Below are 22278 nucleotides of genomic sequence, written 5' to 3'. Positions count from 1 at the left end.
GGTTCGTACCCCTGAGCCCCGGCAGCACGCGCGACAGCCGGCCGCTCGCCCCCGGAATCTCCCCAACCCGCCCCAACACCCCTGTTTCCCCCGGCCCGGAAGGCGTGGAGCGGCTGCCTCACCCTACCCGGCCCCCAACCGGCCCCCGTCAAGAGGCATAGTAGGTGGCCGGTCGGACAACAGAGGCCCGGCGACCGTACTCACCGACCGGGCCGTGCGGGGAGAATCAGGCGGCCATGGCCTCACGACGTGACGAGCTCAACGCGTACACCTTTGCGAAGCGACGCACGGTGGCCGCGTTCCTTCAGCCCTCGGCGAGCGGTTCGGAGGAGGGTGCTCCGCGGCCGCTGCGCGCCGTCCTTCCCAGTGTGATCACCGCCGCCGTCGTCCTCGCGGCCTTCGGAGCCTGGGGGATGTTCAAGCCGACGGCCCCCAAGGGCTGGGACACCCCCGGCGACCACGTCATCGTCGGCAAGGACTCGACGACCCGCTACGTCATCCTGACGACCACGGTCGACGGCAAACCCCAGACCCGGCTGCACCCGGTCCTCAACCTCGCCTCCGCCCGGCTGCTCCTCGACCCGTCCAAGGCCAAGGTCGTGCAGGTGGAGGACAAGGTGCTGGACGCGGGCAAGATCCCGCGCGGTCCCATCATCGGCATCCCGTACGCCCCCGACCGGCTGCCCGCCCCGGCGGAGGCGGGGAAGGCCAAGCGCTGGGCCGTCTGCCAGCAGCCCGGTGGCAACGGCAAGGGCGTGCAGACGGCCGCCTTCGTCCTCGCCGACCGCGAGGCGCACCTGATGGACGACAGGCGCAGGCTCGCCGACTCCCAGGCCCTGTACGTCCAGAGCACCGGCCCGGGCCGGGCCCGCTACCTCGTCGACGCGGCGGGCATGAAGTACAAGTTCCCCGACGGCGGCGCCGCGGACTCGCGCACGATGACCAATGCCCTCGTCGGCAACAGCGCCGTCCCGCAGCAGGTCGCCGAGGAGTGGCTGGCCACCCTGGGCTCCGGCGACGACCTGGCTTTCCCCGAACTGCCGGGCGCCCGGGCCGGAACGGCCGCCGGGGTCAAGGGCCTGGCCAGCACCGACGACAAGGTCGGCATGGTGCTGAAGGCCGTGACCGGCGCCGGTGTGCAGCACTACCTGGTGCTGCCCGGCAAGGTCGTGCCCGTCTCCGACTTCGTCGCCTGGCTGATGATCTCCTCGCCCGCGACCGACCGGCTCGACATGCACGGCAAGGCCCACGAGGTGGACATGCAGTCCATCAACCCGGACCGCACGCCCTTCAAGGGCGACGCGAAATGGCCGCAGAAGAAGACCGAGCGGGTCAACGAGGTCCGCGCCTCCGCGGCCTCCGCCGCCGGTTCGGACGGCGCCCGCGACACCGTCTGCAGCGTGCTGCGCTCGGTCGACGCCCGGGGCCGCCAGACGCTGAGCACCTGGGCCGGCACCGGATTCCCCGTCGACATCACCGCCAGCGGCACGAGCGCCTACGTCACTCCGGGCACCGGCCTGCTCTACACCCAGGCGCAGGGCCGCCAGACCACCGCGGGCGGCGCGCTCTTCCTGGTCACCGACACCGGCCTGCGGTACGCGGTCCAGGCCAACGGCGACAGCGACGCGGCCCAGCCCTCACCCGGACCGGGCGCGAGCTCCGGCCAGAGCGAGAGCCCCGGCCAGGGCGGGTCGGCGACTTCCGACGGCCGCCCCGCGCCGAGCCAGGCCCAGGCGCGGCTCGGATACGCGGACGTGGTCCCGGTGACGGTGCCCATCGCCTGGTCGGAGTTCCTCTCCAAGGGGCCCCGCCTCGACAGCAACTCCGCCCGTCAGCCCCAGGGTTCGTGATGCGCAGGACAGCCAGGCCCGCCCTCGCCGCCCTACTGGCGGCGGCCGCCCTCACCCTGGGGGCCGCGCCGCAGCCCTCGTACGCGAGCCCGCGCGAGCCCTCGTACCCCCTGCGTCTCGCGGGCGCGGGCGAGTGCACCTTCCCGATGAAGAAGCAGATAGAGGACCGCCCCTGGGCGCTCCAGCGCCTGCTGCTCGACGAGCTCTGGGCGCAGACCAAGGGCCGCTCCAAGGACGGCAAGTCCGTCCGGGTGGCCGTCATCGACACCGGCGTCGACCGGGTCAACCCGCAGCTCAGCGACGCCCTCGACATCGGGGCCGGCCGCGACTTCCTCGACGCCAAGGGCGACGGCACGGCGGACACCGTCGGGCACGGCACCAAGGTCGCCGGGCTCATCGCGGCCCGTCCGAAGGCCGGCACCGGCTTCGTCGGGCTCGCCCCCGAGGCCACGATCATCCCCATCCGGCAGAACGACGGACAGGGCGGCGGCAACGCACAGACCCTGAGCGAGGCCATCACGCACGCGGTGGCCAAGGGCGCCCAGGTCATCAACGTCTCGCAGGACACCGAGCAGCCGATGACCCAGGACTCCAAGCTCGGGCAGGCCGTGAAGAAGGCCGTCGAGGCCAACGTGGTCGTCGTCGCCTCGGCCGGCAACGACGGCCTGAGCGGGAAGAAGCGCGCCACCTACCCGGCGGCCTTCCCCGGGGTCCTGGCCGTGGGCTCCTCGGACCGCAACAACGAGCGCGCCGCCTTCTCCCAGCCCGGCTCCTTCATCGGGATCGCGGCCCCCGGCGTCGACATGGTCTCCACCGTCCCCGGCTTCGGCCAGTGCGTGGACAACGGCACCAGCTTCTCCGCCCCCTACGTCGCCGGGGTCGCCGCCCTGCTGCGCGCCAAGCATCCCGAGTGGACCGCGCAAGAGGTGATCTGGCAGCTCCAGAACACCGCCGAGCGCTCCGTCAACGGCCACGACGACTACGTGGGCTGGGGCGTGGTCGACCCGGTCCGCGCGCTCACCCAGTCCGCCGTGGGCGCGGAGCCCCCGAAGGCCCCCGTACCGGACCCCGGTCCGCCGCCCGCCGCGGCCCCGGAACCGGCCGCGATGCAGACGACGGAGACGGCCCGCGAACGCGACGAGCGGCTCGCCACGTACGCGCTGGGGATCGGTGGCGTACTCATCGCCGTGATCGCCGGCACCGCCACGGTGGTCCGGGACGCACGGAGCCGGGGGAACCGACGGAACCGAAGGCGCCGTTTGCAGTGAACGGTCACGGTTCCTCAACAGATCCCCAAGGGCTGTGTTGGGTCGGGCCGATCAACTGACTACAGTGTTCGGAGGCTTCACGACTGTGATCGGGGATGGTGCGTGGAGCGGAGGGGATCCGGGGGCGTGTGGCTGAAAACCGCCCCCTCGACATACCGCTCCGCCGCGCGATCCGCCGGTTCTGTCTGGCGAATTGAGAGATGAGGAGCTTCGGATGACCAACAATTTCGGACTCGCTGATGACCCGGTAAAGCAGGCACTGAACAAGATTTCGGAGACCGCCGACAGCGTCACCCGGCAGTCCCGGGAGCTGGCGGACATCCTCGCCACCGTCGGCGCGGGCTGGACCGGTGTGGGTGCGTCGGGGTTCACCTCCGCGCAGACCGTCGTCAACGAGGACCACGACGAGATCCGCCGGCTGCTCGGCGTCCTGCACAACGCGGTCGGGCAGACCAAGAACCTGAGCAACGCGCAGGACGACGACGTGGTCTCGGCGTTCCAGTCGGTCAAGGCTTCCAGCGGCGGCGGCAACACCTCCGCCCTCAACGGGATCTGACCCGCGGGATCCGACCCGATTCCCACCCACCTGCCCCGCCCCGTGCGAAGGAGAAGAGCATGACCGCGAACGACGGGCACACCAAGGTCCAGTACGAGAGCCTCCAGGGGATGGCGGACCGCATCCGCATCGTCTCGGACAACATCAAGAAGGACCTCGACGAGATGGGCGCGGCCCTGACGGTCGTCACCGACACCTGGGACGGCGAGGCGCACCTCCAGTACGTCGAGCTGCAGCGCAAGTACAACGCCAAGGCCGACCACATGCGCGCCCAGCTCCGCCAGGTCGCGGACCTGATCGAGCGCGGCAAGAACGACTACCGCGCCACCGACGTGAAGGCCTCGCGCCTGTTCACCGAGGCCTACTAGGCCCGCGGTACCGCGAAACACGAGGAAGGGGCGCGCCCGGTGCGGGCGCGCCCCTTCCTCATGTCCCCGAGTCCCCGGAGGCCGTACGACCCCTAGCGCGGATCCCGGTCCAGGTCGAACTCGCCGTCCCGGGCCCCGAGTACGAACGCCTCCCACTCGGCGGCGGTGTAGCGCAGCACCGTGTCCCGGTCCAGTGACGACCGCATCGCCACCGCGCCCTCGGGCAGCCGGGCGATCTCGACCCGCTCCTCGTCGGGAGAGGTGCCGGGCGGGCCCTCCCACTCGACGCCGCTGATGTCGAGCCCGTAGAGCTCGTCCTTCTCCTGCTGAGTGCCCATGCGCGGCCTCTCCTTCGGTGGTGCGATCCCTGCCGATTATCGACGGTGGCGAGCCGCACGCGAGGGGCTTTCAACAAGCCACCGCAAGCCACCGCGAGCCCCCGCCCCCGCACGCCCGGCCCCCGGCTCCGCCCTACATCCCCGGCACCCGGCCGATCTGGATCAGCGAGGTCCCGCGCTTGCGCGAGACGAAGGAGGCCCGGCCCTGAGGCATGGGACGCGGCCGCACGCTGCCGACCAGATCCCCCTCGGACGGATCGCCGGACAGCACCACGCCCTGCGCGCCCAGCTCCTTGATCCGCTGCATGAACGGCTCGTACAGCGCCCGCGAGGCGCCCGCCGAACTGCGCGCGATGATGAAGCGCACCCCGGTGTCGCGCGCGAACGGCAGGAACTCCACCAGCTGCGCCAGCGGATTGCCCTGACTCGTGGCCACCAGGTCGAAGTCGTCGATGATGATGAACACGTCCGGGCCCGTCCACCAGCTGCGGTCGCGCAACTGCTGCGGGGTGACGTCCTGCGGGGGCTGCCGGCGGGCGAACACCCCGGCCAGCGCCTCCATGTGCATCTGCAGGGAGCTCGCCATCGGCGCGTACTCCAGCAGGTGCTCCTCCGGCAGCGCGCCGAGCAGGCCGCGCCGGTAGTCGCCGACCACCAGCCGGGCGCGGTCCGGGCCGTAGCGCTCCGAGATCCGCTGTGCGATGAGCCGCAGCAGGTTCGTCTTGCCCGACTCGCTCTCGCCGAACACGAGGAGGAAGGGGTCGGTCTCGAAGTCGACGAACACCGGCTCCAGCTCGGTCTCGTCGATGCCGATCGCGATCCCGCGCTCCGGGTACTCCCCGCCCTTGGGGAGCTGGTCCGCGTGCAGCAGCCGCGGCAGCAGCCGTACACCGGGGGCGGCCTGGCCCGTCCAGTTCTGCTTCACGGAGTCCACGAAGGCGGCCGTCGCCTCCGACAGGTCCTCCGTCGCGTGCGAGCCGTCGACCCGCGGCAGCGCGCCCAGGAAGTGCAGCTTCTCCGCGACCTGGCCCCGGCCCGGCATGCCCGCCGGGACGTTCGCCGCGACCTTGCGGTCGAACTCGGAGTCCATGACATCGCCGAGGCGCAGCTCCAGCCGGCTGAGGATCTGGTCCTTCAGCGCGGCCCGGACCTCCATGTACCGGGCGACCGTGATCACCACGTGGATGCCGTATCCCAGCCCGCGGGACGCGATGTCCGTGACGACCTGCTCCAGGGCCTCGTACTCGCCCCGGAAACCGCCCCAGCCGTCGACGACCAGGAACACGTCGCCCCAGGCCTCCCCGGGCAGCTCGCCCGCGGCCCGCCGCCGCCGGTAGGTGCCGATCGAGTCGATGTTGTGCGCGCGGAAGAACTCCTCGCGCCGCCGCAGGACCCCGGCCACCTCCGCGACCGTGCGGCGCACCCGCTCCGGGTCGAGCCGGGAGGCGATCCCGCCCACGTGCGGGAGCTCGGCCAGCGAGGACATACCGCCGCCGCCGAAGTCCAGCCCGTAGAACTGCACCTCGCGCGGGGTGTGCGTCAGCGCGAAGGAGGAGATCAGCGTCCGCATCAGCGTGGACTTGCCCGACTGCGGGCCGCCGACCACCATCATGTGGCCCGCCGCACCCGAGAAGTCCCGGTACAGCACCTCGCGCCGCTGCTCGAAGGGCTTGTCGATGAGCCCGAGCGGTACCACCAGCCCGCCCGGCCGCGTGTACCCCTCGGCGTGCAGCCCCCGCTCCGCGCTCGGCGCCAGCGCCGGCAGCAGCTGGTCCAGCGGCGGAGCCTGGTCCAGCGGCGGCAGCCACACCTGGTGCGCCGGCACCCCCTGCCCCTCCAGCCGTCCCACGATCACGTCCAGCACCGTGTCCGCGAGCGCGTCGTCCCCGGCCCGCGCCTCCTGCTCCGCCCGCGCCGACAGGTACGCCGGGTCCGGAGCCGCGTACACCACCGGCACCGGCGCCGCCGTGAACAGCACGGGCCGCCGCTCCACCGGGAACAGCCCGACCGACAGGTCCGGCCCGCCCGAGCGGTAGGTGCCCGAGACGTACGCCGCCTTGAAGCGCGTCATCTCGTCCGTACCGAACTTCAGGTAGCCCGAACCGGGCACCGACGGCAGGTGGTAGGCGTCCGGCACGCCGATCGCGGTCCGCGACTCCGCCGCCGAGAAGGTCCGCAGACCGATCCGGTACGACAGGTACGTGTCCAGCCCGCGCAGCTTGCCCTCCTCCAGCCGCTGCGAGGCCAGCAGCAGGTGCACGCCCAGCGACCGGCCGATGCGGCCGATCTGGATGAACATGTCGATGAAGTCCGGCTTCGCGGTCAGCAGCTCGGAGAACTCGTCGATGACCAGCACCAGCGAGGCCAGCGGCTCCAGCGGAGCACCCGCCGCGCGGGCCTTCTCGTAGTCGTGGATGTTCGCGTAGTTGCCCGCCGAGCGCAGCAGCTCCTGGCGGCGCTGCAGCTCGCCGCGGATCGAGTCGCCCATGCGGTCCACGAGCGTGAGGTCGTCCGCCAGGTTGGTGATGACCGCCGCGACGTGCGGCATCTGCCCCATCCCGGTGAAGGTCGCACCGCCCTTGAAGTCGGCGAGCACGAAGTTCAGCGTCTCCGAGGTGTGCGTGACGGCCAGCCCCAGCACCAGCGTGCGCAGCAGCTCCGACTTGCCCGAACCGGTCGCGCCCACGCACAGCCCGTGCGGGCCCATGCCCTCCTGCGCGGCCTCCTTCAGGTCCAGCATCACCGGGGAGCCGTCCTCGCCGACCCCGATCGGCACGCGCAGCCGCTCGCCGGCGGAGCGCGGCCGCCAGGTCCGGGCCACGTCCACCGCGGCCGCGTCGCCCAGGTTCAGCAGGTCGGTGAAGTCCAGGTTGGCCAGCAGCGGCTCGTCCTCGTCCCCGCCGCCCGTCCGCAGCGGCGCCAGCTGCCGGGCCAGCGCCTCGGCCGCCGGCAGCGACAGGACGTCCGGCAGACCCTCGTAGGCGAAGCCCGCACCCGACTCCAGCCGCAGCCGGCCCGGCCGCACCACGACCGACAGCCCGCCGCGCGCCTCGTCCAGCTCGCCCGCCACCACCTCGACGACGGTGACCCCCTGCAGGCCCTCGGCCGCCGCGAACACCGAGTCCGGCGGCACCAGACCCCCGCGGGAACCCGAGTCCAGCACGAGCACCACGTGCGGCTGGTCCAGCACCGGGGAACCCTCCCGGCTGAACCGGGGCCGGCCCTCCAGCCGGGAGCCGAGCAGCCCCTCCAGCTCACCGAGGTCGTCGCCGAACAGCCGCTTCGTGCCGGCCCCGTCGATCTGACCCGGCAGCTGGGTGTGCGGCAGCCACTTCACCCAGTCCCACTCCGCCACCGCGCCCGGCGCCGCCACCACGGCCACCATCAGGTCCTCGGGGGAGTGCAGCGTGGCCAGTTGCGCCACCAGCGCCCGGGCGGTGCCCCGCGCGGACTCCGGCTCCCCGGAGACCGTCACGTGGTAGAAGGCCCGCAACGACACCGCCATCGGCAGCCCGTCCAGCGAGGAGTGCACCCGCAGGAACCGCTGCATGGCCCCTGCCGCCAACGGCTCCAGCTCGTCCACCGGCGCCGTGTCCGGAGCCACCAGCGGGGTCGCCAGACGCTGCGCGCCCAGCCCCAGCCGGGCCTGCCCGAAGTCCGCGTCGCCGACCCGCCGCTCCCACAGTCGCGAACCCTCGGCCACCACCGACCACAACTGCTCCGGAGCCGGGTGCAGATACAGCTGCGCGTCGCGCTGGGCCCGCGCGGTCCTGCGTACCTGACGGCGGGTTTGAGCCAGGTACTTGAGGTAGTCCCGCCGGATATCGGCCATTTGCCCCTGCGTACCGCGCCGGTGCCGCACCAACTGAGCCACCAGCATGCCCACCGTCGACACCATCATCAGCACGCCCATGATGCGCATGAACGGCGCGGCGCCCGGCATGAAGAAGAAGACGGCCGACGAGCCCATCCCGAGCATCGGGAGGAGCTGCATCAGCACGCCCTCCTGCTGCCCCCGGGGAAGTTCCGGCGGCGCCTCCAGCCGCAGTTCGTCCGAAGGCACTTCGGGCGGCAGCGACCGCGGCGGACGCTTGACGACGATCTGGCTCACCGGAGCATCAATCCCTCGAAAACAGACGGGACGTCGCAACCGGCGCCCTCAAGTCCCGGGCGCGAAGGGGGTCTCCTCCGCAGAGAGGTGATCCTACTTGCCGACAGTCGTCAGCCCTCCCGGTAGGGTGGCGCGCGCGGCATGCGCATCCGCGAATCGGCCGCGCACCGGCGGGCGGACCACCACCGCCGCCGCATACCCACGCGACACCAACGCACACACCCACCGGGGGGCATCAGGTGAACACCGCCGAGGCGACCGGCTTCCGCAGGGTCACCGTCGTGGCTCCCGACAGCCGCATAGACGTCGCCCTCCCCGAGGACATCGCCGTCGCCGACATCTACCCCGAGCTGCTGCGCCTCACCGGCCAGACCCAGCCCGTCGGCGCACCCACCGGCTTCCACCTGGTCCTGCGCTCCGGCACCGTCCTCGACGGCGCCCGCACCCTCGCGGCCCAGCAGGTCCTGGACGGCGAAGTGCTCAGCCTGCGCCCCTTCGCGGAATCCCTGCCGCCCGCCGTCTTCGACGACGTCTCCGACGCCGTCGCCGCCGCCGTGGTGCGCGACCGCCACCGCTGGAGCGACGACATGCTGCGCGGCGCGGGCCTGACCGGCGCCGCCGTCCTCTTCGTCCTGCTCGGCTTCGTCCTCTGGTATGCCGACCCCGTCCTGCACGACATGCACGGACTGCCCGGCATCATCGCCGGCTCCGTCGGCGTGCTCCTCACCGCCGCCGCGGGCGTCCGCGCCCGGGTCTACCGCGACCGCGGCTCCGCCGTCGCCCTCGGCCTCGCCGCCGTACCGCACCTGCTGCTCGCCGGCGCCGGCATCATCGCCCCCGCCGCCGGCCAGGGCCCGGGCCGGCTGCAGTTCCTCCTCGGCTGCGTCTGCGTGCTCGTCGCCTCCGTCGCCCTGGTGGCCCTCACCCCCGACGGCGACGCCCCCTTCGTGGCGACCACCTTCCTCGCCGCCACCGGGACCCTGGCCACCTTCGCCGCCATCGCCGCCGACGCGAGCGCGACCTACGCCGCGGCCGTCTGCGCCCCCGCCGCCATCGGCCTCGTCGCCTTCCTCCCCGGCCTCTCCGCCCGCTTCGCCCGGCTCCCCATCGGCTACGCCGCCCCGCGGAGCGCCACCGCCGAGTACGAGACCCCGGACCGCTACGAGACCGAGCCGTACGGTGACCGGTCCGCCACCGAAGGGCACGACTCCGCAGCCCCCCTCGACGCCGAGGCCATCGGCGCGCAGGCCCGCCGCGGCCACGAGATGCTCCTCGGCCTCGTCGGCGGCTGCGCGGCCGTCGCCGTCGGCTCGGCCGCCGTCCTCGGCTTCTCGGACAACACCTGGGCCCGGCTCCTGGCCCTGGCCACCGGGCTCGCCATGCTGCTGCGCGCCCGCCTCTTCCGGTACACCTCCCAGGTCGCCTGCGCCCTCGTCGCCGGCTTCGCCGCCCTCGGCCTGCTCGTCCTGGGCCTCGCGATGCACCCGCCGTTCGCCCTGCTCAAGGAGCTCGCCCAGTACGGGGACCACAGCGGCCTGGAGATCCGTACGCTCTGGCTCTCCGCCGCCGTCGCCGCCGGCGCGGCCCTCTTCGCCGGAATTGCATTGGTCATTCCCCGCAAGGGTCTGTCACCCTTCTGGGGGCGGATGCTCGACCTCACCGAGGCCGCGGTCCTGCTCAGCCTGGTCCCGCTGGCCCTGGCCGTGCTCGACGTCTACGCCCGGGCCCGCGCTCTCACCAGCTGAGACGAGGGGCAGCGGCAGCCTGGTACGCTGTGTGACGGCCGTTTGTGTACGCGCCTCCGGATTCTTCCGGGGGCTGCGCTCAGCGGATCCCGCCTCCCGAGTTACGGAAGATCCCCAGAGAATTCGACCTGGGGCACTCGGTGGCTATGTAGACCTATTACAAGGAGTACGCGTGCCGCTCGACGCCGCAGTCAAGAAGCAGCTCATCGCAGAGTTTGGTGCCAAGGAGGGCGACACCGGCTCCCCCGAGGTCCAGGTCGCGATGCTGTCCCGCCGCATCTCGGACCTGACCGAGCACCTGAAGTCCCACAAGCACGACCACCACTCCCGTCGTGGTCTGCTGATCCTGGTCGGCCAGCGTCGCCGCCTGCTGCAGTACCTGGCCAAGAAGGACATCCAGCGCTTCCGTACGCTGGTCGAGCGCCTCGGCATCCGCCGCGGTGCGGCCGGCGCCAAGTAAAGACGCTGTGAAGGGAGCGGTTCCCACATTGAGTGGGCCGCTCCCTTTGCTGTACGTGCGCGAGGCACCGGACGCTTTGTAGTCTGGAAGCGTCCGCGTCGCAAGACGCGCACAACTGAAGAGGAGGAGCGCCCTCCCACGCCGCCGGTCCTCGGTAGTGGCATCCGGAAAGCCCGTACGGGGCTTCGCCCGGCTGCTTCGATCGAAGACCGGCCCGCACGCCAGGAGCGCTTCTCCGCAACCGTCCACCACCACACGGGTGGCGGACGGAGACGACGAAAATGGAGAAAACGCTAGTGGAGAACGAGACCCACTACGCCGAGGCCGTCATTGACAACGGTTCCTTCGGCACCCGCACCATCCGCTTCGAGACGGGCCGTCTGGCCCGCCAGGCCGCCGGCTCCGCCGTTGCCTACCTGGACGACGACACGATGGTGCTTTCCGCCACCACCGCGTCGAAGAAGCCCAAGGACCAGCTCGACTTCTTCCCCCTCACGGTGGACGTCGAGGAGCGCCAGTACGCGGCCGGCAAGATCCCCGGATCCTTCTTCCGCCGCGAGGGCCGCCCCTCCGAGGACGCGATCCTCACCTGTCGCCTGATCGACCGCCCGCTGCGCCCGTCCTTCAAGAAGGGCCTGCGCAACGAGATCCAGGTCGTCGCGACGATCATGGCGCTCAACCCCGACCACCTGTACGACGTCGTGGCGATCAACGCCGCCTCCGCGTCCACCCAGCTGGCCGGCCTGCCCTTCTCCGGCCCGATCGGCGGCGTCCGCGTCGCGCTGATCCGCGGCCAGTGGGTCGCCTTCCCGACGCACACCGAGCTCGAGGACGCCGTCTTCGACATGGTCGTCGCGGGCCGCGTGCTCGAGGACGGCGACGTCGCGATCATGATGGTCGAGGCCGAGGCCACCGAGAAGACCATCGCCCTGGTCAAGGGCGGCGCCGAGGCGCCGACCGAGGAGGTCGTGGCCGCCGGCCTCGACGCCTCGAAGCCCTTCATCAAGGCCCTGTGCAAGGCGCAGGCCGACCTGGCCGCCAAGGCCGCCAAGCCCGAGGGCGAGTTCCCGGTCTTCCTGGACTACCAGGACGACGTCTACGAGGCCCTCTCGGCCGCGGTGAAGGGCGAGCTCTCCCAGGCGCTGACCATCGCGGGCAAGCAGGACCGCGAGGCCGAGCTGGACCGCGTCAAGGAGATCGCCGCCGAGAAGCTCCTCCCGGCCTTCGAAGGCCGCGAGAAGGAGATCTCCGCCGCGTACCGCGGCCTGACCAAGGCCCTGGTCCGCGAGCGCGTCATCAAGGACAAGGTCCGCATCGACGGCCGCGGGCTCACGGACATCCGTACCCTCGCCGCCGAGGTCGAGGCCATCCCGCGCGTGCACGGCTCGGCGCTGTTCGAGCGTGGCGAGACCCAGATCCTGGGCGTCACCACCCTCAACATGCTCCGCATGGAGCAGCAGCTGGACACCCTCTCCCCGGTGACCCGCAAGCGCTACATGCACAACTACAACTTCCCGCCGTACTCGGTCGGCGAGACCGGCCGCGTCGGTTCGCCGAAGCGCCGCGAGATCGGCCACGGCGCGCTCGCCGAGCGCGCGATCGTGCCGGTCCTCCCGACGCGCGAGGAGTTCCCCTACGCGATCCGCCAGGTGTCCGAGGCTCTCGGCTCCAACGGTTCGACGTCCATGGGCTCGGTCTGCGCCTCCACCATGTCGCTGCTGAACGCCGGTGTGCCCCTCAAGGCCCCCGTCGCCGGTATCGCCATGGGCCTGATCTCGCAGGAGATCGACGGCAAGACCCACTACGTCGCCCTCACCGACATCCTCGGTGCGGAGGACGCGTTCGGCGACATGGACTTCAAGGTCGCCGGCACCAAGGAGTTCGTCACCGCGCTCCAGCTGGACACCAAGCTCGACGGCATCCCGGCCTCGGTTCTGGCCGCCGCCCTCAAGCAGGCCCGCGACGCCCGCCTCCACATCCTCGACGTGATGATGGAAGCGATCGACACGCCGGACGCCATGTCCCCGTTCGCTCCCCGGATCATCACCGTCAAGATCCCGGTGGACAAGATCGGTGAGGTCATCGGGCCCAAGGGCAAGATGATCAACCAGATCCAGGAGGACACCGGCGCCGAGATCACGATCGAGGACGACGGCACCATCTACATCGGTGCCGCCGACGGTCCGGCCGCCGAGGCCGCCCGCGCCACGATCAACCAGATCGCCAACCCGACCATGCCGGAGGTCGGCGAGCGTTACCTGGGTACGGTCGTCAAGACCACCACCTTCGGTGCCTTCGTCTCCCTCATGCCCGGCAAGGACGGCCTGCTGCACATCTCGCAGATCCGCAAGCTCGCCGGTGGCAAGCGCGTGGAGAACGTCGAGGACGTGCTCGCGGTCGGCACCAAGGTCCAGGTCGAGATCGCCGAGATCGACTCCCGCGGCAAGCTCTCGCTGGTCCCCGTCATCGACGGCGAGGCCGCCGGTGACGACGCTGACAAGGACGACTCCGACAAGTGACGTCGCGTAGTTCCCGTGTGACGGCCCGCCCCTCTTCGGAGGGGCGGGCCGTCGCCCGTACCCAAACACTGCTCAAGGGCGCGAACGGCATCGGCACCGTCCGCCGCACGGTCCTCCCCGGCGGACTGCGCGTGGTCACGGAGACGCTGCCGTCCGTCCGCTCCGCCACCTTCGGGATCTGGGCGCACGTCGGCTCCCGGGACGAGACGCCTTCGCTGAACGGCGCCACGCACTACCTGGAGCACCTCCTCTTCAAGGGCACCGAGAAGCGCAGTGCCCTCGACATCTCCTCCGCGATCGACGCGGTCGGCGGCGAGATGAACGCCTTCACGGCGAAGGAGTACACCTGCTACTACGCGCGGGTGCTCGACACCGACCTGCCGCTGGCCATCGACGTCGTGTGTGACATGCTCACCGGCTCGCTGATCCTCGAATCCGATGTCGACGCCGAGCGCGGAGTCATCCTCGAAGAGATCGCGATGACCGAGGACGACCCGGGCGACATGGTCCACGACCTGTTCGCCCAGACCATGTACGGGGACACCCCGCTCGGGCGCCCCGTCCTCGGCACCGTCGACACGATCAACGCGCTCACCGCCGACCGGATCCGCCGCTTCTACAAGAAGCACTACGACCCCACCCACCTGGTCGTGGCGGCCGCGGGCAACGTCGACCACAACAAGGTCGTACGCCAGGTCCGCGCGGCCTTCGAGAAGGCCGGCGCCCTGACCCGCGCCGACGCCGAACCGGTGGGTCCGCGCTCCGGCACCAAGCGGATCCGCACCTCCGGCCGCGTCGAGCTGGTCAACCGCAAGACCGAGCAGGCCCACGTGGTCCTCGGCATGCCGGCCCTGGCCCGTACCGACGAGCGTCGCTGGGCGCTGGGCGTACTGAACACCGCGCTCGGCGGCGGCATGTCCTCCCGCCTCTTCCAGGAGGTCCGGGAGAAGCGCGGCCTCGCCTACAGCGTGTACTCGTACACCTCGGGCTTCGCCGACACCGGTCTCTTCGGCGTCTACGCCGGCTGCCGCCCCAACCAGGTCCACGACGTACTGCGGATCTGCCGGGACGAGCTGGACAAGGTGGCCGCCGACGGGCTCACCGACGAGGAGATCCGGCGGGCCGTCGGCCAGCTGTCCGGCTCCACCGTCCTCGGCCTGGAGGACACCGGCGCGATCATGAACCGCATCGGCAAGAGCGAGCTGTGCTGGGGCGACCAGATGTCGGTCGACGACCTGCTGGCCCGGATCGCGGCCGTCACCCCGGACGAAGTGCGCTCCGTCGCGCAGGACGTCCTGGCCCAGCGGCCCTCGCTCGCGGTGATCGGCCCGCTGAAGGAGAAGCAGGCGGCCCGTCTGGACGAGGCCGTCGCCTAGCCGGGCGAACCCCGGGAGCACGTTGCCCGGGCCCCGGGACAGGGCCCGGGTCCGTACGCACTTTAAGGAATGACATGAGCAAGCTGCGCGTGGCAGTTCTCGGCGCCCAGGGCCGCATCGGCTCCGAGGCCGTCAAGGCGGTCGAGGCCGCCGGGGACATGGAACTGGTGGCCGCCCTCGGCCGCGGAGACAAGCTGGAGACGGTGGCCGAGGCCGGCGCCCAGGTCGCGATCGAGCTGACCACCCCCGCCTCGGTGATGGAGAACCTCGAGTTCCTCGTCGGCCACGGCATCCACGGAGTGGTCGGCACCACCGGCTGGACCGAGGACCGCCTCGGCCGGCTGAACGGCTGGCTCGCCGCTTCCCCGGCGACCGGCGTGCTCATCGCCCCGAACTTCTCCATCGGCGCCGTCCTCACCATGAAGTTCGCGGCCCAGGCCGCCCGGTACTTCGAGTCCGTCGAGGTCGTCGAACTCCACCACCCGAACAAGGTCGACGCCCCCTCCGGCACGGCGACCCGTACGGCGCAGCTCATCGCGGCCGCCCGCGCCGAGGCCGGCCTCGGTGCGCAGCCCGACGCCACCGCCACCGCCCTCGACGGCGCGCGCGGCGCGAACGTCGACGGCGTCCCGGTGCACGCGATCCGCCTCCGCGGCCTGCTGGCCCACCAGGAGGTGCTCCTCGGCGGTGAGGGCGAGACCCTGACCATCCGTCACGACTCCCTGCACCACAGCAGCTTCATGCCGGGCATCCTGCTCGGCGCGCGCCGCGTGACGCAGACCCCGGGCCTCACCTTCGGCCTGGAAAACTTCCTCGAACTCGGCTGACGAGCAGGCGGTACCCATGCGCGCGAAGATCCTCTACTTCCTCACGGCCGCCGTCCTGGTCGTGTACTTCGTCCTGGTCGGCAGCAGGGGCCTGATGCTGATCCGGCACGGGACCCTGCTCACCGTCACCTTCGGGGTGGCCGTGCTGATCCTGCCGGTCATCGGCGTCTGGTTCCTCTGGAAGAACACCCAGTTCGTCACCAGGGCCAACCAGCTGGGAGTCGAGCTGGAAGCCGAGGGCGGACTGCCCGTGGACGAGCTGGAGCGGGACAAGTACGGCCGGATCCTGCGGGACTCGGCCGACGAGGTCTTCGCGCGCCGCAGGGCCGAGACGGAGGACGCGCCGGGGGACTGGCGCAGCTGGTTCCGCCTGGCCATCGCGTACCACGACGCCCGCGACACCCCGCGGGCCCGCAAGGCCATGCAGAGGGCCATCTCCCTGCACGACGGAAAGCCCGTACAAGCCTGAGCCTGTACGGGCTTCCCGTGCGCGTGACGGACTCTCACCGGGGGCGCCGCGGCGCCGGGGCGGACCGCCTCAGGCGGGCACGGCCCGGTACTCGTCGGCCCAGGCCTCGACCCGGCCGGCGGCCCGGTCGAAGGCCTCGGTCCGCGACAGGAAATCGGCGTTGTGGTCGGTCAGCAGCACCGGCAGCTCGGCGCCGCCGCGCGCGGCCACCGTCAGGGCCTGACCCTGCACGGTCCTCGGCAACCCGAGCCAGCGCACGGGCTGCTGCACGGTGCGGACTTCGCCGACCTGGTCCCAGGGGATCGAGCGCGTGGTCAGGAACCCGGCCACGCGCAGCCCCTTGGGGCTCACCCAGACGCCCGTGCGCAGCAGCCGCAGGGCGGAGCCGACCACGGCGAGCGAGGCCAGCAGACCGCCCAGGGCGCCGGTCCAGGTGCCGGCGGCCACGATGATCACCGTGGCGAACAGCATGAACGAGCCGACCAGGAGCATCACCGAGGCGATGGCCACCCGCCAGGGCCCCGGGCGGTACGGGCGGCGCCATCGGTCGGGGTCTTCGTAGGGGAGCGTCTCCCCGGTGTCGTGCGCGTCGAATGCGCCGTCGGCCGTCAGGAAGGGCAGGGGCACGGCAGGACCTCACTCACATGCACGTTCGGTTGGGCTGTGCCCGTGAGGCTACCGCCCCTCGGAGGCCTCCGACTGCTGCGACTTCTCCGGTGCGTGGCTCGGCTGCAGTGCGGGGACGCCGAAGAGCAGCGATCCGACGAGCCCCGCGACGACGGTGAGTCCAACCAGACTACGGGCGGCGATCTGGGTCTTGCTCAGACTCTCGCGCGGCGGCGGAGTGACGTTGCTGCGGAATCGGTCGGCCTCGGCGACGAAGGCGAAGGGGACGGGTTCGCGCCGGCGAAACATGGGAACGACTCTCCTCACAGTCAGGGCCCCGGGGCGGTGGGGCGGGATGGGCGGACGTTCTACGGAGTAGGACGTACGAATGGCCCGATCGGTGCCGATTTTCGGGAGATTCACCAAAGTTCGTGGCGTTGCGTCAGCTTCGCCGCCGAGGGCCCGACGCGGCCCGGGCTGCCCGTTCGGCCCTGTCGGCCGGCTCTGCCGTCTCCGCGGTGAGACCCGGGCCGGACCCTTCCCAGGGCCCACCACGATGCCCTGTTTGGGTAGAAGTCCCGGTTCCGCACGGATGTACGGAACAAGTCTGAAGTGTCCGTATTGCCACGTTTCGTAAAGTTCATCTAGGCTGATCAAACGGACCCGGCACTGCTTGAACCCCCGAGCAGGCAGTGCCGGGCTCCAACACCGTCATCACGTCCCCCGAGGGGACACCGCGAGCATGGCAGCGAGTAGCGTGTTACCCATGGCTCCGATCTCGACTCCGCAGACCCCCTTCGGGCGGGTCCTCACCGCCATGATCACGCCGTTTACGGCGGATGGCGCACTTGACCTCGACGGCGCGCAGCAGCTCGCCGTCCACTTGGTGGACGCAGGCAACGACGGCCTGATCATCAACGGCACCACCGGTGAGTCGCCGACCACCACTGACGCGGAGAAAAACGACCTCGTACGAGCCGTACTCGAAGCGGTCGGAGACCGGGCCCACGTGGTCGCCGGCATCGGCACCAATGACACCCGTCACACCCTCGAGCTGGCCCGCGAGGCCGAGCGCACCGGCGCTCACGGCCTGCTCGCGGTCACCCCGTACTACAGCAAGCCGCCGCAGGAGGGCCTCTTCCGGCACTTCACGGCGATCGCCGACGCCACCGAGCTCCCGGTGATGCTCTACGACATCCCCGGCCGCAGCGGTGTCCCGATCAATACGGAAACACTCGTCCGGCTGGCCGAGCACCCCCGTATCGTTGCCAACAAGGACGCCAAGGGCGACCTCGGACGCGCCAGCTGGGCCATCGCGCAGAGCGGTCTGGCCTGGTACTCCGGTGACGACATGCTGAACCTGCCGCTCCTGTCGGTCGGCGCGGTCGGCTTCGTCTCCGTGGTCGGTCACGTGGTCAGCCCCGAGCTCCGAGAGATGCTCGAGGCTCACCTGGGCGGCGACGTCCAGAAGGCCACCGAGATCCACCAGAAGCTGCTCCCCGTCTTCACCGGCATGTTCCGCACCCAGGGTGTGATCACCACCAAGGGCGCGCTGAACCTGCAGGGCCTGCCCGCGGGCCCGCTGCGTCTCCCGCTGGTCGAGCTGACCGCCGAAGAGACGGCCCAGCTCAAGATCGATCTTGCCGCCGGCGGGGTACAGCTCTGACATCAGACTTCACAACTGAATAAGCAGAACCACACAAGACCACAGCAAGTGCACGAATGACATGCGCGCCACGTGCCTCGACGGGTACGTGGCCGCGCGTGGTGAAGGAGAACCTTTTGAGCCATCCGCATCCTGAACTCGGTCCGCCGCCGAAGCTCCCCAAGGGCGGCCTTCGGGTCACCCCCCTGGGCGGGCTCGGTGAGATCGGCCGCAACATGACCGTCTTCGAGTTCGACGGCCGCCTGCTCATCGTCGACTGCGGTGTCCTCTTCCCTGAAGAGGAACAGCCGGGCATCGACCTGATCCTGCCGGACTTCTCGTCCATCCGGGATCGCCTCGACGACATCGAGGGCATCGTCCTCACGCACGGCCACGAAGACCACATCGGCGCCGTCCCGTACCTCCTCCGGGAGAAGCCGGACATCCCGCTGATCGGCTCCAAGCTGACGCTGGCGCTCATCGAGGCCAAGCTCCAGGAGCACCGCATCCGCCCCTACACCCTTGAGGTGAAGGAAGGCGAGCGCGAGAACCTCGGCCCCTTCGACTGCGAGTTCATCGCGGTCAACCACTCCATCCCGGACGCCCTGGCCGTGGCCATCCGCACCGGCGCCGGCATGGTCGTGTGCACCGGTGACTTCAAGATGGACCAGCTCCCGCTGGACAACCGCCTCACCGACCTGCACGCCTTCGCGCGTCTGAGCGAAGAGGGCATCGACCTTCTCCTCTCGGACTCGACGAACGCCGAGGTCCCGGGCTTCGTCCCGCCCGAGCGCGAGATCTCGAACGTCCTGCGCACGGTGTTCGCCAACGCCAACAACCGGATCATCGTGGCGAGCTTCGCGAGCCACGTGCACCGCATCCAGCAGATCCTCGACGCCGCCCACGAGTACGGCCGCAGGGTCGCCTTCGTCGGCCGCTCGATGGTCCGCAACATGGGCATCGCCCGTGACCTGGGCTACCTGAAGGTCCCGGCCGGCCTCGTCGTGGACGTCAAGACCCTCGACGACCTGCCGGCCCACGAGGTCGTCCTGGTCTGCACGGGTTCGCAGGGCGAGCCGATGGCGGCCCTGTCCCGCATGGCGAACCGCGATCACCAGATCCGGATCGTCCCGGGCGACACGGTCATCCTGGCCTCGTCCCTGATCCCGGGCAACGAGAACGCGGTCTACCGCGTGATCAACGGCCTGACCCGCTGGGGCGCCAACGTCGTGCACAAGGGCAACGCCAAGGTGCACGTCTCGGGCCACGCCTCCGCGGGCGAGCTGCTGTACTTCTACAACATCTGCAAGCCGCGGAACCTGATGCCGGTCCACGGCGAATGGCGCCACCTGCGCGCCAACGCGGAGCTCGGCGCCCTGACGGGCGTACCGAAGGACCGCATCGTCATCGCCGAGGACGGCGTCGTCGTCGACCTCATCGACGGCAAGGCCCGCATCTCGGGCAAGGTCCAGGCCGGCTACGTCTACGTGGACGGCCTCTCGGTCGGCGATGTCACCGAAGCCCACCTCAAGGACCGCAAGATCCTCGGTGACGAGGGCATCATCTCGGTCTACGTCGTGGTGGACAGCACCACGGGCAAGATCGTCAGCGGCCCGAACATCCAGGCCCGCGGCTCCGGCATCGAGGACTCGGCGTTCACGTCCGTCCTGCCGAAGATCGAGGAAGCCATCGCCCGCGCCGCCGCGGACGGTGTGGCCGAGCCGCACCAGATCCAGCAGCTCATCCGCCGCACGATGGGCAAGTGGGTCTCGGACGGCTACCGCCGCCGCCCGATGATCCTCCCGGTCGTCGTCGAGGTCTGACCCTCGCCGTAGCGACCACACCGGAGCGGGGCAACCGGATTTGCATCCGGGGGCCCCGCTCCAGTACGTTTACGTCTCCACCTCGCACGGCCCCCCGGCACACACGTGTGCCCGGCCATGCCGATGCGGGCGGGTGGGATTCCAGAGCAGGGAAACCTGATAAAGTCTGGCTCGCCCGAAAGGGAATGGCTCTCCAATGGCCATCCAATTCAAATCCAAGTCAGAAACGACGCGGAAATGATCTGGTAGAGTTGGAATCGCCGGAAAGGGAAACGCGAAAGCGAAGAACTGGAAAGCGGATCCCGCTGACTGGGAATCGGACACGAAAGAGTCTGATAGAGTCGGAAACGCAAGAACAGAACAGAACGAAAGCCCGGAGGAAAACCCGCGAGGGTGAGTACAAAGGAAGCGTCCGTTCCTTGAGAACTCAACAGCGTGCCAAAAATCAACGCCAAAAAGTTGATACCCCGTCCATTTCGGTGGATGAGGTTCCTTTGAAAAAGACCTGTGAGGTCGCGGTTCTGCCGTGATGCTTGCAGGCAATTACACAGCGAGGACGCAGTGGACGGTCGGTCTTATTCCGACATGACTGTCCCGCTCTAAGTGCGTGTGCACCCGATTACGGGTAAACATTCATGGAGAGTTTGATCCTGGCTCAGGACGAACGCTGGCGGCGTGCTTAACACATGCAAGTCGAACGATGAAGCCCTTCGGGGTGGATTAGTGGCGAACGGGTGAGTAACACGTGGGCAATCTGCCCTTCACTCTGGGACAAGCCCTGGAAACGGGGTCTAATACCGGATAACACTCCTGCCTGCATGGGCGGGGGTTAAAAGCTCCGGCGGTGAAGGATGAGCCCGCGGCCTATCAGCTTGTTGGTGGGGTAATGGCCCACCAAGGCGACGACGGGTAGCCGGCCTGAGAGGGCGACCGGCCACACTGGGACTGAGACACGGCCCAGACTCCTACGGGAGGCAGCAGTGGGGAATATTGCACAATGGGCGAAAGCCTGATGCAGCGACGCCGCGTGAGGGATGACGGCCTTCGGGTTGTAAACCTCTTTCAGCAGGGAAGAAGCGAAAGTGACGGTACCTGCAGAAGAAGCGCCGGCTAACTACGTGCCAGCAGCCGCGGTAATACGTAGGGCGCAAGCGTTGTCCGGAATTATTGGGCGTAAAGAGCTCGTAGGCGGCTTGTCACGTCGGATGTGAAAGCCCGAGGCTTAACCTCGGGTCTGCATTCGATACGGGCTAGCTAGAGTGTGGTAGGGGAGATCGGAATTCCTGGTGTAGCGGTGAAATGCGCAGATATCAGGAGGAACACCGGTGGCGAAGGCGGATCTCTGGGCCATTACTGACGCTGAGGAGCGAAAGCGTGGGGAGCGAACAGGATTAGATACCCTGGTAGTCCACGCCGTAAACGTTGGGAACTAGGTGTTGGCGACATTCCACGTCGTCGGTGCCGCAGCTAACGCATTAAGTTCCCCGCCTGGGGAGTACGGCCGCAAGGCTAAAACTCAAAGGAATTGACGGGGGCCCGCACAAGCAGCGGAGCATGTGGCTTAATTCGACGCAACGCGAAGAACCTTACCAAGGCTTGACATATACCGGAAAGCATTAGAGATAGTGCCCCCCTTGTGGTCGGTATACAGGTGGTGCATGGCTGTCGTCAGCTCGTGTCGTGAGATGTTGGGTTAAGTCCCGCAACGAGCGCAACCCTTGTCCTGTGTTGCCAGCATGCCCTTCGGGGTGATGGGGACTCACAGGAGACCGCCGGGGTCAACTCGGAGGAAGGTGGGGACGACGTCAAGTCATCATGCCCCTTATGTCTTGGGCTGCACACGTGCTACAATGGCCGGTACAATGAGCTGCGATACCGTGAGGTGGAGCGAATCTCAAAAAGCCGGTCTCAGTTCGGATTGGGGTCTGCAACTCGACCCCATGAAGTCGGAGTTGCTAGTAATCGCAGATCAGCATTGCTGCGGTGAATACGTTCCCGGGCCTTGTACACACCGCCCGTCACGTCACGAAAGTCGGTAACACCCGAAGCCGGTGGCCCAACCCGTAAGGGAGGGAGCTGTCGAAGGTGGGACTGGCGATTGGGACGAAGTCGTAACAAGGTAGCCGTACCGGAAGGTGCGGCTGGATCACCTCCTTTCTAAGGAGCACAGTACCGATTGCAGACAAACGTTCTGCACGGTCAGCTCAGGGTGGAACGTTGATTAGTTGGCACGGTTTCCTGGATGGATCACAAGTACTGCTTCGGCGTGGAAAGTGACTCACTGACGGGGGATCGTGCTTGGCACGTTGTTGGGTAT

Annotated in this window: 16 protein-coding genes and 1 rRNA gene; 13 read left to right on the top strand and 4 right to left on the bottom strand. The window is 69.5% G+C overall.

Annotated features, from left to right (window positions below; all coding sequences use genetic code 11):
• Positions 1-236 precede the first annotated feature (236 nt).
• The 4 genes from eccB (at position 237) to OG730_RS12130 (ending at position 4042) form a co-directional block, all read left to right on the top strand.
• A complete protein-coding gene (gene eccB, locus OG730_RS12145; protein ID WP_327304261.1) occupies positions 237-1850 on the top strand; it encodes a type VII secretion protein EccB in 1614 nt (537 codons plus the stop codon).
• Positions 1850-3118: a type VII secretion-associated serine protease mycosin gene (mycP, locus tag OG730_RS12140; RefSeq protein WP_327304260.1), complete on the top strand. Its 1269-nt coding sequence runs from the start codon at positions 1850-1852 to the stop codon at positions 3116-3118. Before eccB ends, mycP begins: the two co-directional genes overlap by 1 nt.
• Before the next feature lie 214 nt (positions 3119-3332).
• The gene (locus OG730_RS12135) at positions 3333-3674 is read left to right on the top strand and encodes a WXG100 family type VII secretion target (RefSeq protein WP_327304259.1); all 342 of its coding nucleotides are present in this window, start codon (positions 3333-3335) and stop codon (positions 3672-3674) included.
• Between the two features lie 59 nt (positions 3675-3733).
• On the top strand, positions 3734-4042 hold the full coding sequence (locus OG730_RS12130; protein WP_327304258.1) for a WXG100 family type VII secretion target: 309 nt from the start codon (positions 3734-3736) through the stop codon (positions 4040-4042).
• A gap of 92 nt (positions 4043-4134) precedes the next feature.
• On the opposite strand, the gene OG730_RS12125 is transcribed toward OG730_RS12130, so the two are convergent.
• Both OG730_RS12125 and eccCa read right to left on the bottom strand, forming a co-directional pair.
• Positions 4135-4380 carry a DUF397 domain-containing protein gene (locus OG730_RS12125; RefSeq protein WP_254385841.1) on the bottom strand — a complete coding sequence of 82 codons (246 nt, stop codon included), beginning with the start codon at positions 4378-4380 and terminating at the stop codon, positions 4135-4137.
• Positions 4381-4513: 133 nt separating this feature from the next.
• Positions 4514-8491, bottom strand: a complete 3978-nt coding sequence (gene eccCa, locus OG730_RS12120; RefSeq protein WP_327304257.1) for a type VII secretion protein EccCa — start codon at positions 8489-8491, stop codon at positions 4514-4516.
• Positions 8492-8730: 239 nt separating this feature from the next.
• On the opposite strand from eccCa, the gene eccD reads away from it, so the two are divergent.
• The 6 genes from eccD to OG730_RS12090 all read left to right on the top strand — a co-directional run bounded on the left by eccD (position 8731) and on the right by OG730_RS12090 (position 15887).
• On the top strand, positions 8731-10236 hold the full coding sequence (gene eccD, locus OG730_RS12115; protein ID WP_327304256.1) for a type VII secretion integral membrane protein EccD: 1506 nt from the start codon (positions 8731-8733) through the stop codon (positions 10234-10236).
• A 172-nt stretch (positions 10237-10408) separates the two neighbouring features.
• Positions 10409-10696 (top strand): 30S ribosomal protein S15, encoded by a 288-nt coding sequence (gene rpsO / locus OG730_RS12110; protein ID WP_243337509.1) that lies wholly within the window; start codon positions 10409-10411, stop codon positions 10694-10696.
• Positions 10697-10992: 296 nt separating this feature from the next.
• The gene (locus OG730_RS12105) at positions 10993-13215 is read left to right on the top strand and encodes a polyribonucleotide nucleotidyltransferase (protein WP_327309231.1); all 2223 of its coding nucleotides are present in this window, start codon (positions 10993-10995) and stop codon (positions 13213-13215) included.
• Positions 13212-14591, top strand: a complete 1380-nt coding sequence (locus OG730_RS12100; RefSeq protein WP_327304255.1) for a M16 family metallopeptidase — start codon at positions 13212-13214, stop codon at positions 14589-14591. Before OG730_RS12105 ends, OG730_RS12100 begins: the two co-directional genes overlap by 4 nt.
• A gap of 74 nt (positions 14592-14665) precedes the next feature.
• The gene (gene dapB, locus OG730_RS12095) at positions 14666-15418 is read left to right on the top strand and encodes a 4-hydroxy-tetrahydrodipicolinate reductase (RefSeq protein ID WP_327304254.1); all 753 of its coding nucleotides are present in this window, start codon (positions 14666-14668) and stop codon (positions 15416-15418) included.
• 16 nt (positions 15419-15434) lie between these two features.
• A complete protein-coding gene (locus tag OG730_RS12090) occupies positions 15435-15887 on the top strand; it encodes a tetratricopeptide repeat protein (RefSeq protein ID WP_327304253.1) in 453 nt (150 codons plus the stop codon).
• Between the two features lie 69 nt (positions 15888-15956).
• Here OG730_RS12090 and OG730_RS12085 read toward each other — a convergent pair whose 3' ends face one another.
• Entirely contained in the window at positions 15957-16514 is a 558-nt protein-coding gene (locus OG730_RS12085) for an SCO5741 family PH domain-containing membrane protein (protein WP_327304252.1), read from the bottom strand.
• Between the two features lie 48 nt (positions 16515-16562).
• On the bottom strand, positions 16563-16802 hold the full coding sequence (locus tag OG730_RS12080) for a hypothetical protein (protein ID WP_327304251.1): 240 nt from the start codon (positions 16800-16802) through the stop codon (positions 16563-16565).
• A gap of 457 nt (positions 16803-17259) precedes the next feature.
• On the opposite strand from OG730_RS12080, the gene dapA reads away from it, so the two are divergent.
• The 3 genes from dapA to OG730_RS12065 all read left to right on the top strand — a co-directional run bounded on the left by dapA (position 17260) and on the right by OG730_RS12065 (position 22118).
• The gene (gene dapA / locus OG730_RS12075; RefSeq protein ID WP_327304250.1) at positions 17260-18159 is read left to right on the top strand and encodes a 4-hydroxy-tetrahydrodipicolinate synthase; all 900 of its coding nucleotides are present in this window, start codon (positions 17260-17262) and stop codon (positions 18157-18159) included.
• A 116-nt stretch (positions 18160-18275) separates the two neighbouring features.
• Positions 18276-19961, top strand: a complete 1686-nt coding sequence (locus tag OG730_RS12070; RefSeq protein ID WP_327304249.1) for a ribonuclease J — start codon at positions 18276-18278, stop codon at positions 19959-19961.
• A 632-nt stretch (positions 19962-20593) separates the two neighbouring features.
• Positions 20594-22118, top strand: a 16S ribosomal RNA gene (locus OG730_RS12065).
• The last annotated feature ends 160 nt before the right edge of the window (positions 22119-22278 follow it).

This window comes from Streptomyces sp. NBC_01298, from assembly GCF_035978755.1.
Taxonomy (GTDB): domain Bacteria; phylum Actinomycetota; class Actinomycetes; order Streptomycetales; family Streptomycetaceae; genus Streptomyces.
This window is presented reverse-complemented; position numbering and strand designations above follow the sequence as displayed.

Coding starts and splice junctions, on each gene's coding strand:
- OG730_RS12080 (WP_327304251.1), bottom strand. CDS start 16,802: ATGTTTCGCCGGCGCGAACCCGTCCCCTTCGCCTTCGTCGCCGAGGCC.
- dapA (WP_327304250.1), top strand. CDS start 17,260: ATGGCTCCGATCTCGACTCCGCAGACCCCCTTCGGGCGGGTCCTCACC.
- OG730_RS12125 (WP_254385841.1), bottom strand. CDS start 4,380: ATGGGCACTCAGCAGGAGAAGGACGAGCTCTACGGGCTCGACATCAGC.
- dapB (WP_327304254.1), top strand. CDS start 14,666: ATGAGCAAGCTGCGCGTGGCAGTTCTCGGCGCCCAGGGCCGCATCGGC.
- OG730_RS12130 (WP_327304258.1), top strand. CDS start 3,734: ATGACCGCGAACGACGGGCACACCAAGGTCCAGTACGAGAGCCTCCAG.
- OG730_RS12135 (WP_327304259.1), top strand. CDS start 3,333: ATGACCAACAATTTCGGACTCGCTGATGACCCGGTAAAGCAGGCACTG.
- OG730_RS12090 (WP_327304253.1), top strand. CDS start 15,435: ATGCGCGCGAAGATCCTCTACTTCCTCACGGCCGCCGTCCTGGTCGTG.
- eccB (WP_327304261.1), top strand. CDS start 237: ATGGCCTCACGACGTGACGAGCTCAACGCGTACACCTTTGCGAAGCGA.
- mycP (WP_327304260.1), top strand. CDS start 1,850: ATGCGCAGGACAGCCAGGCCCGCCCTCGCCGCCCTACTGGCGGCGGCC.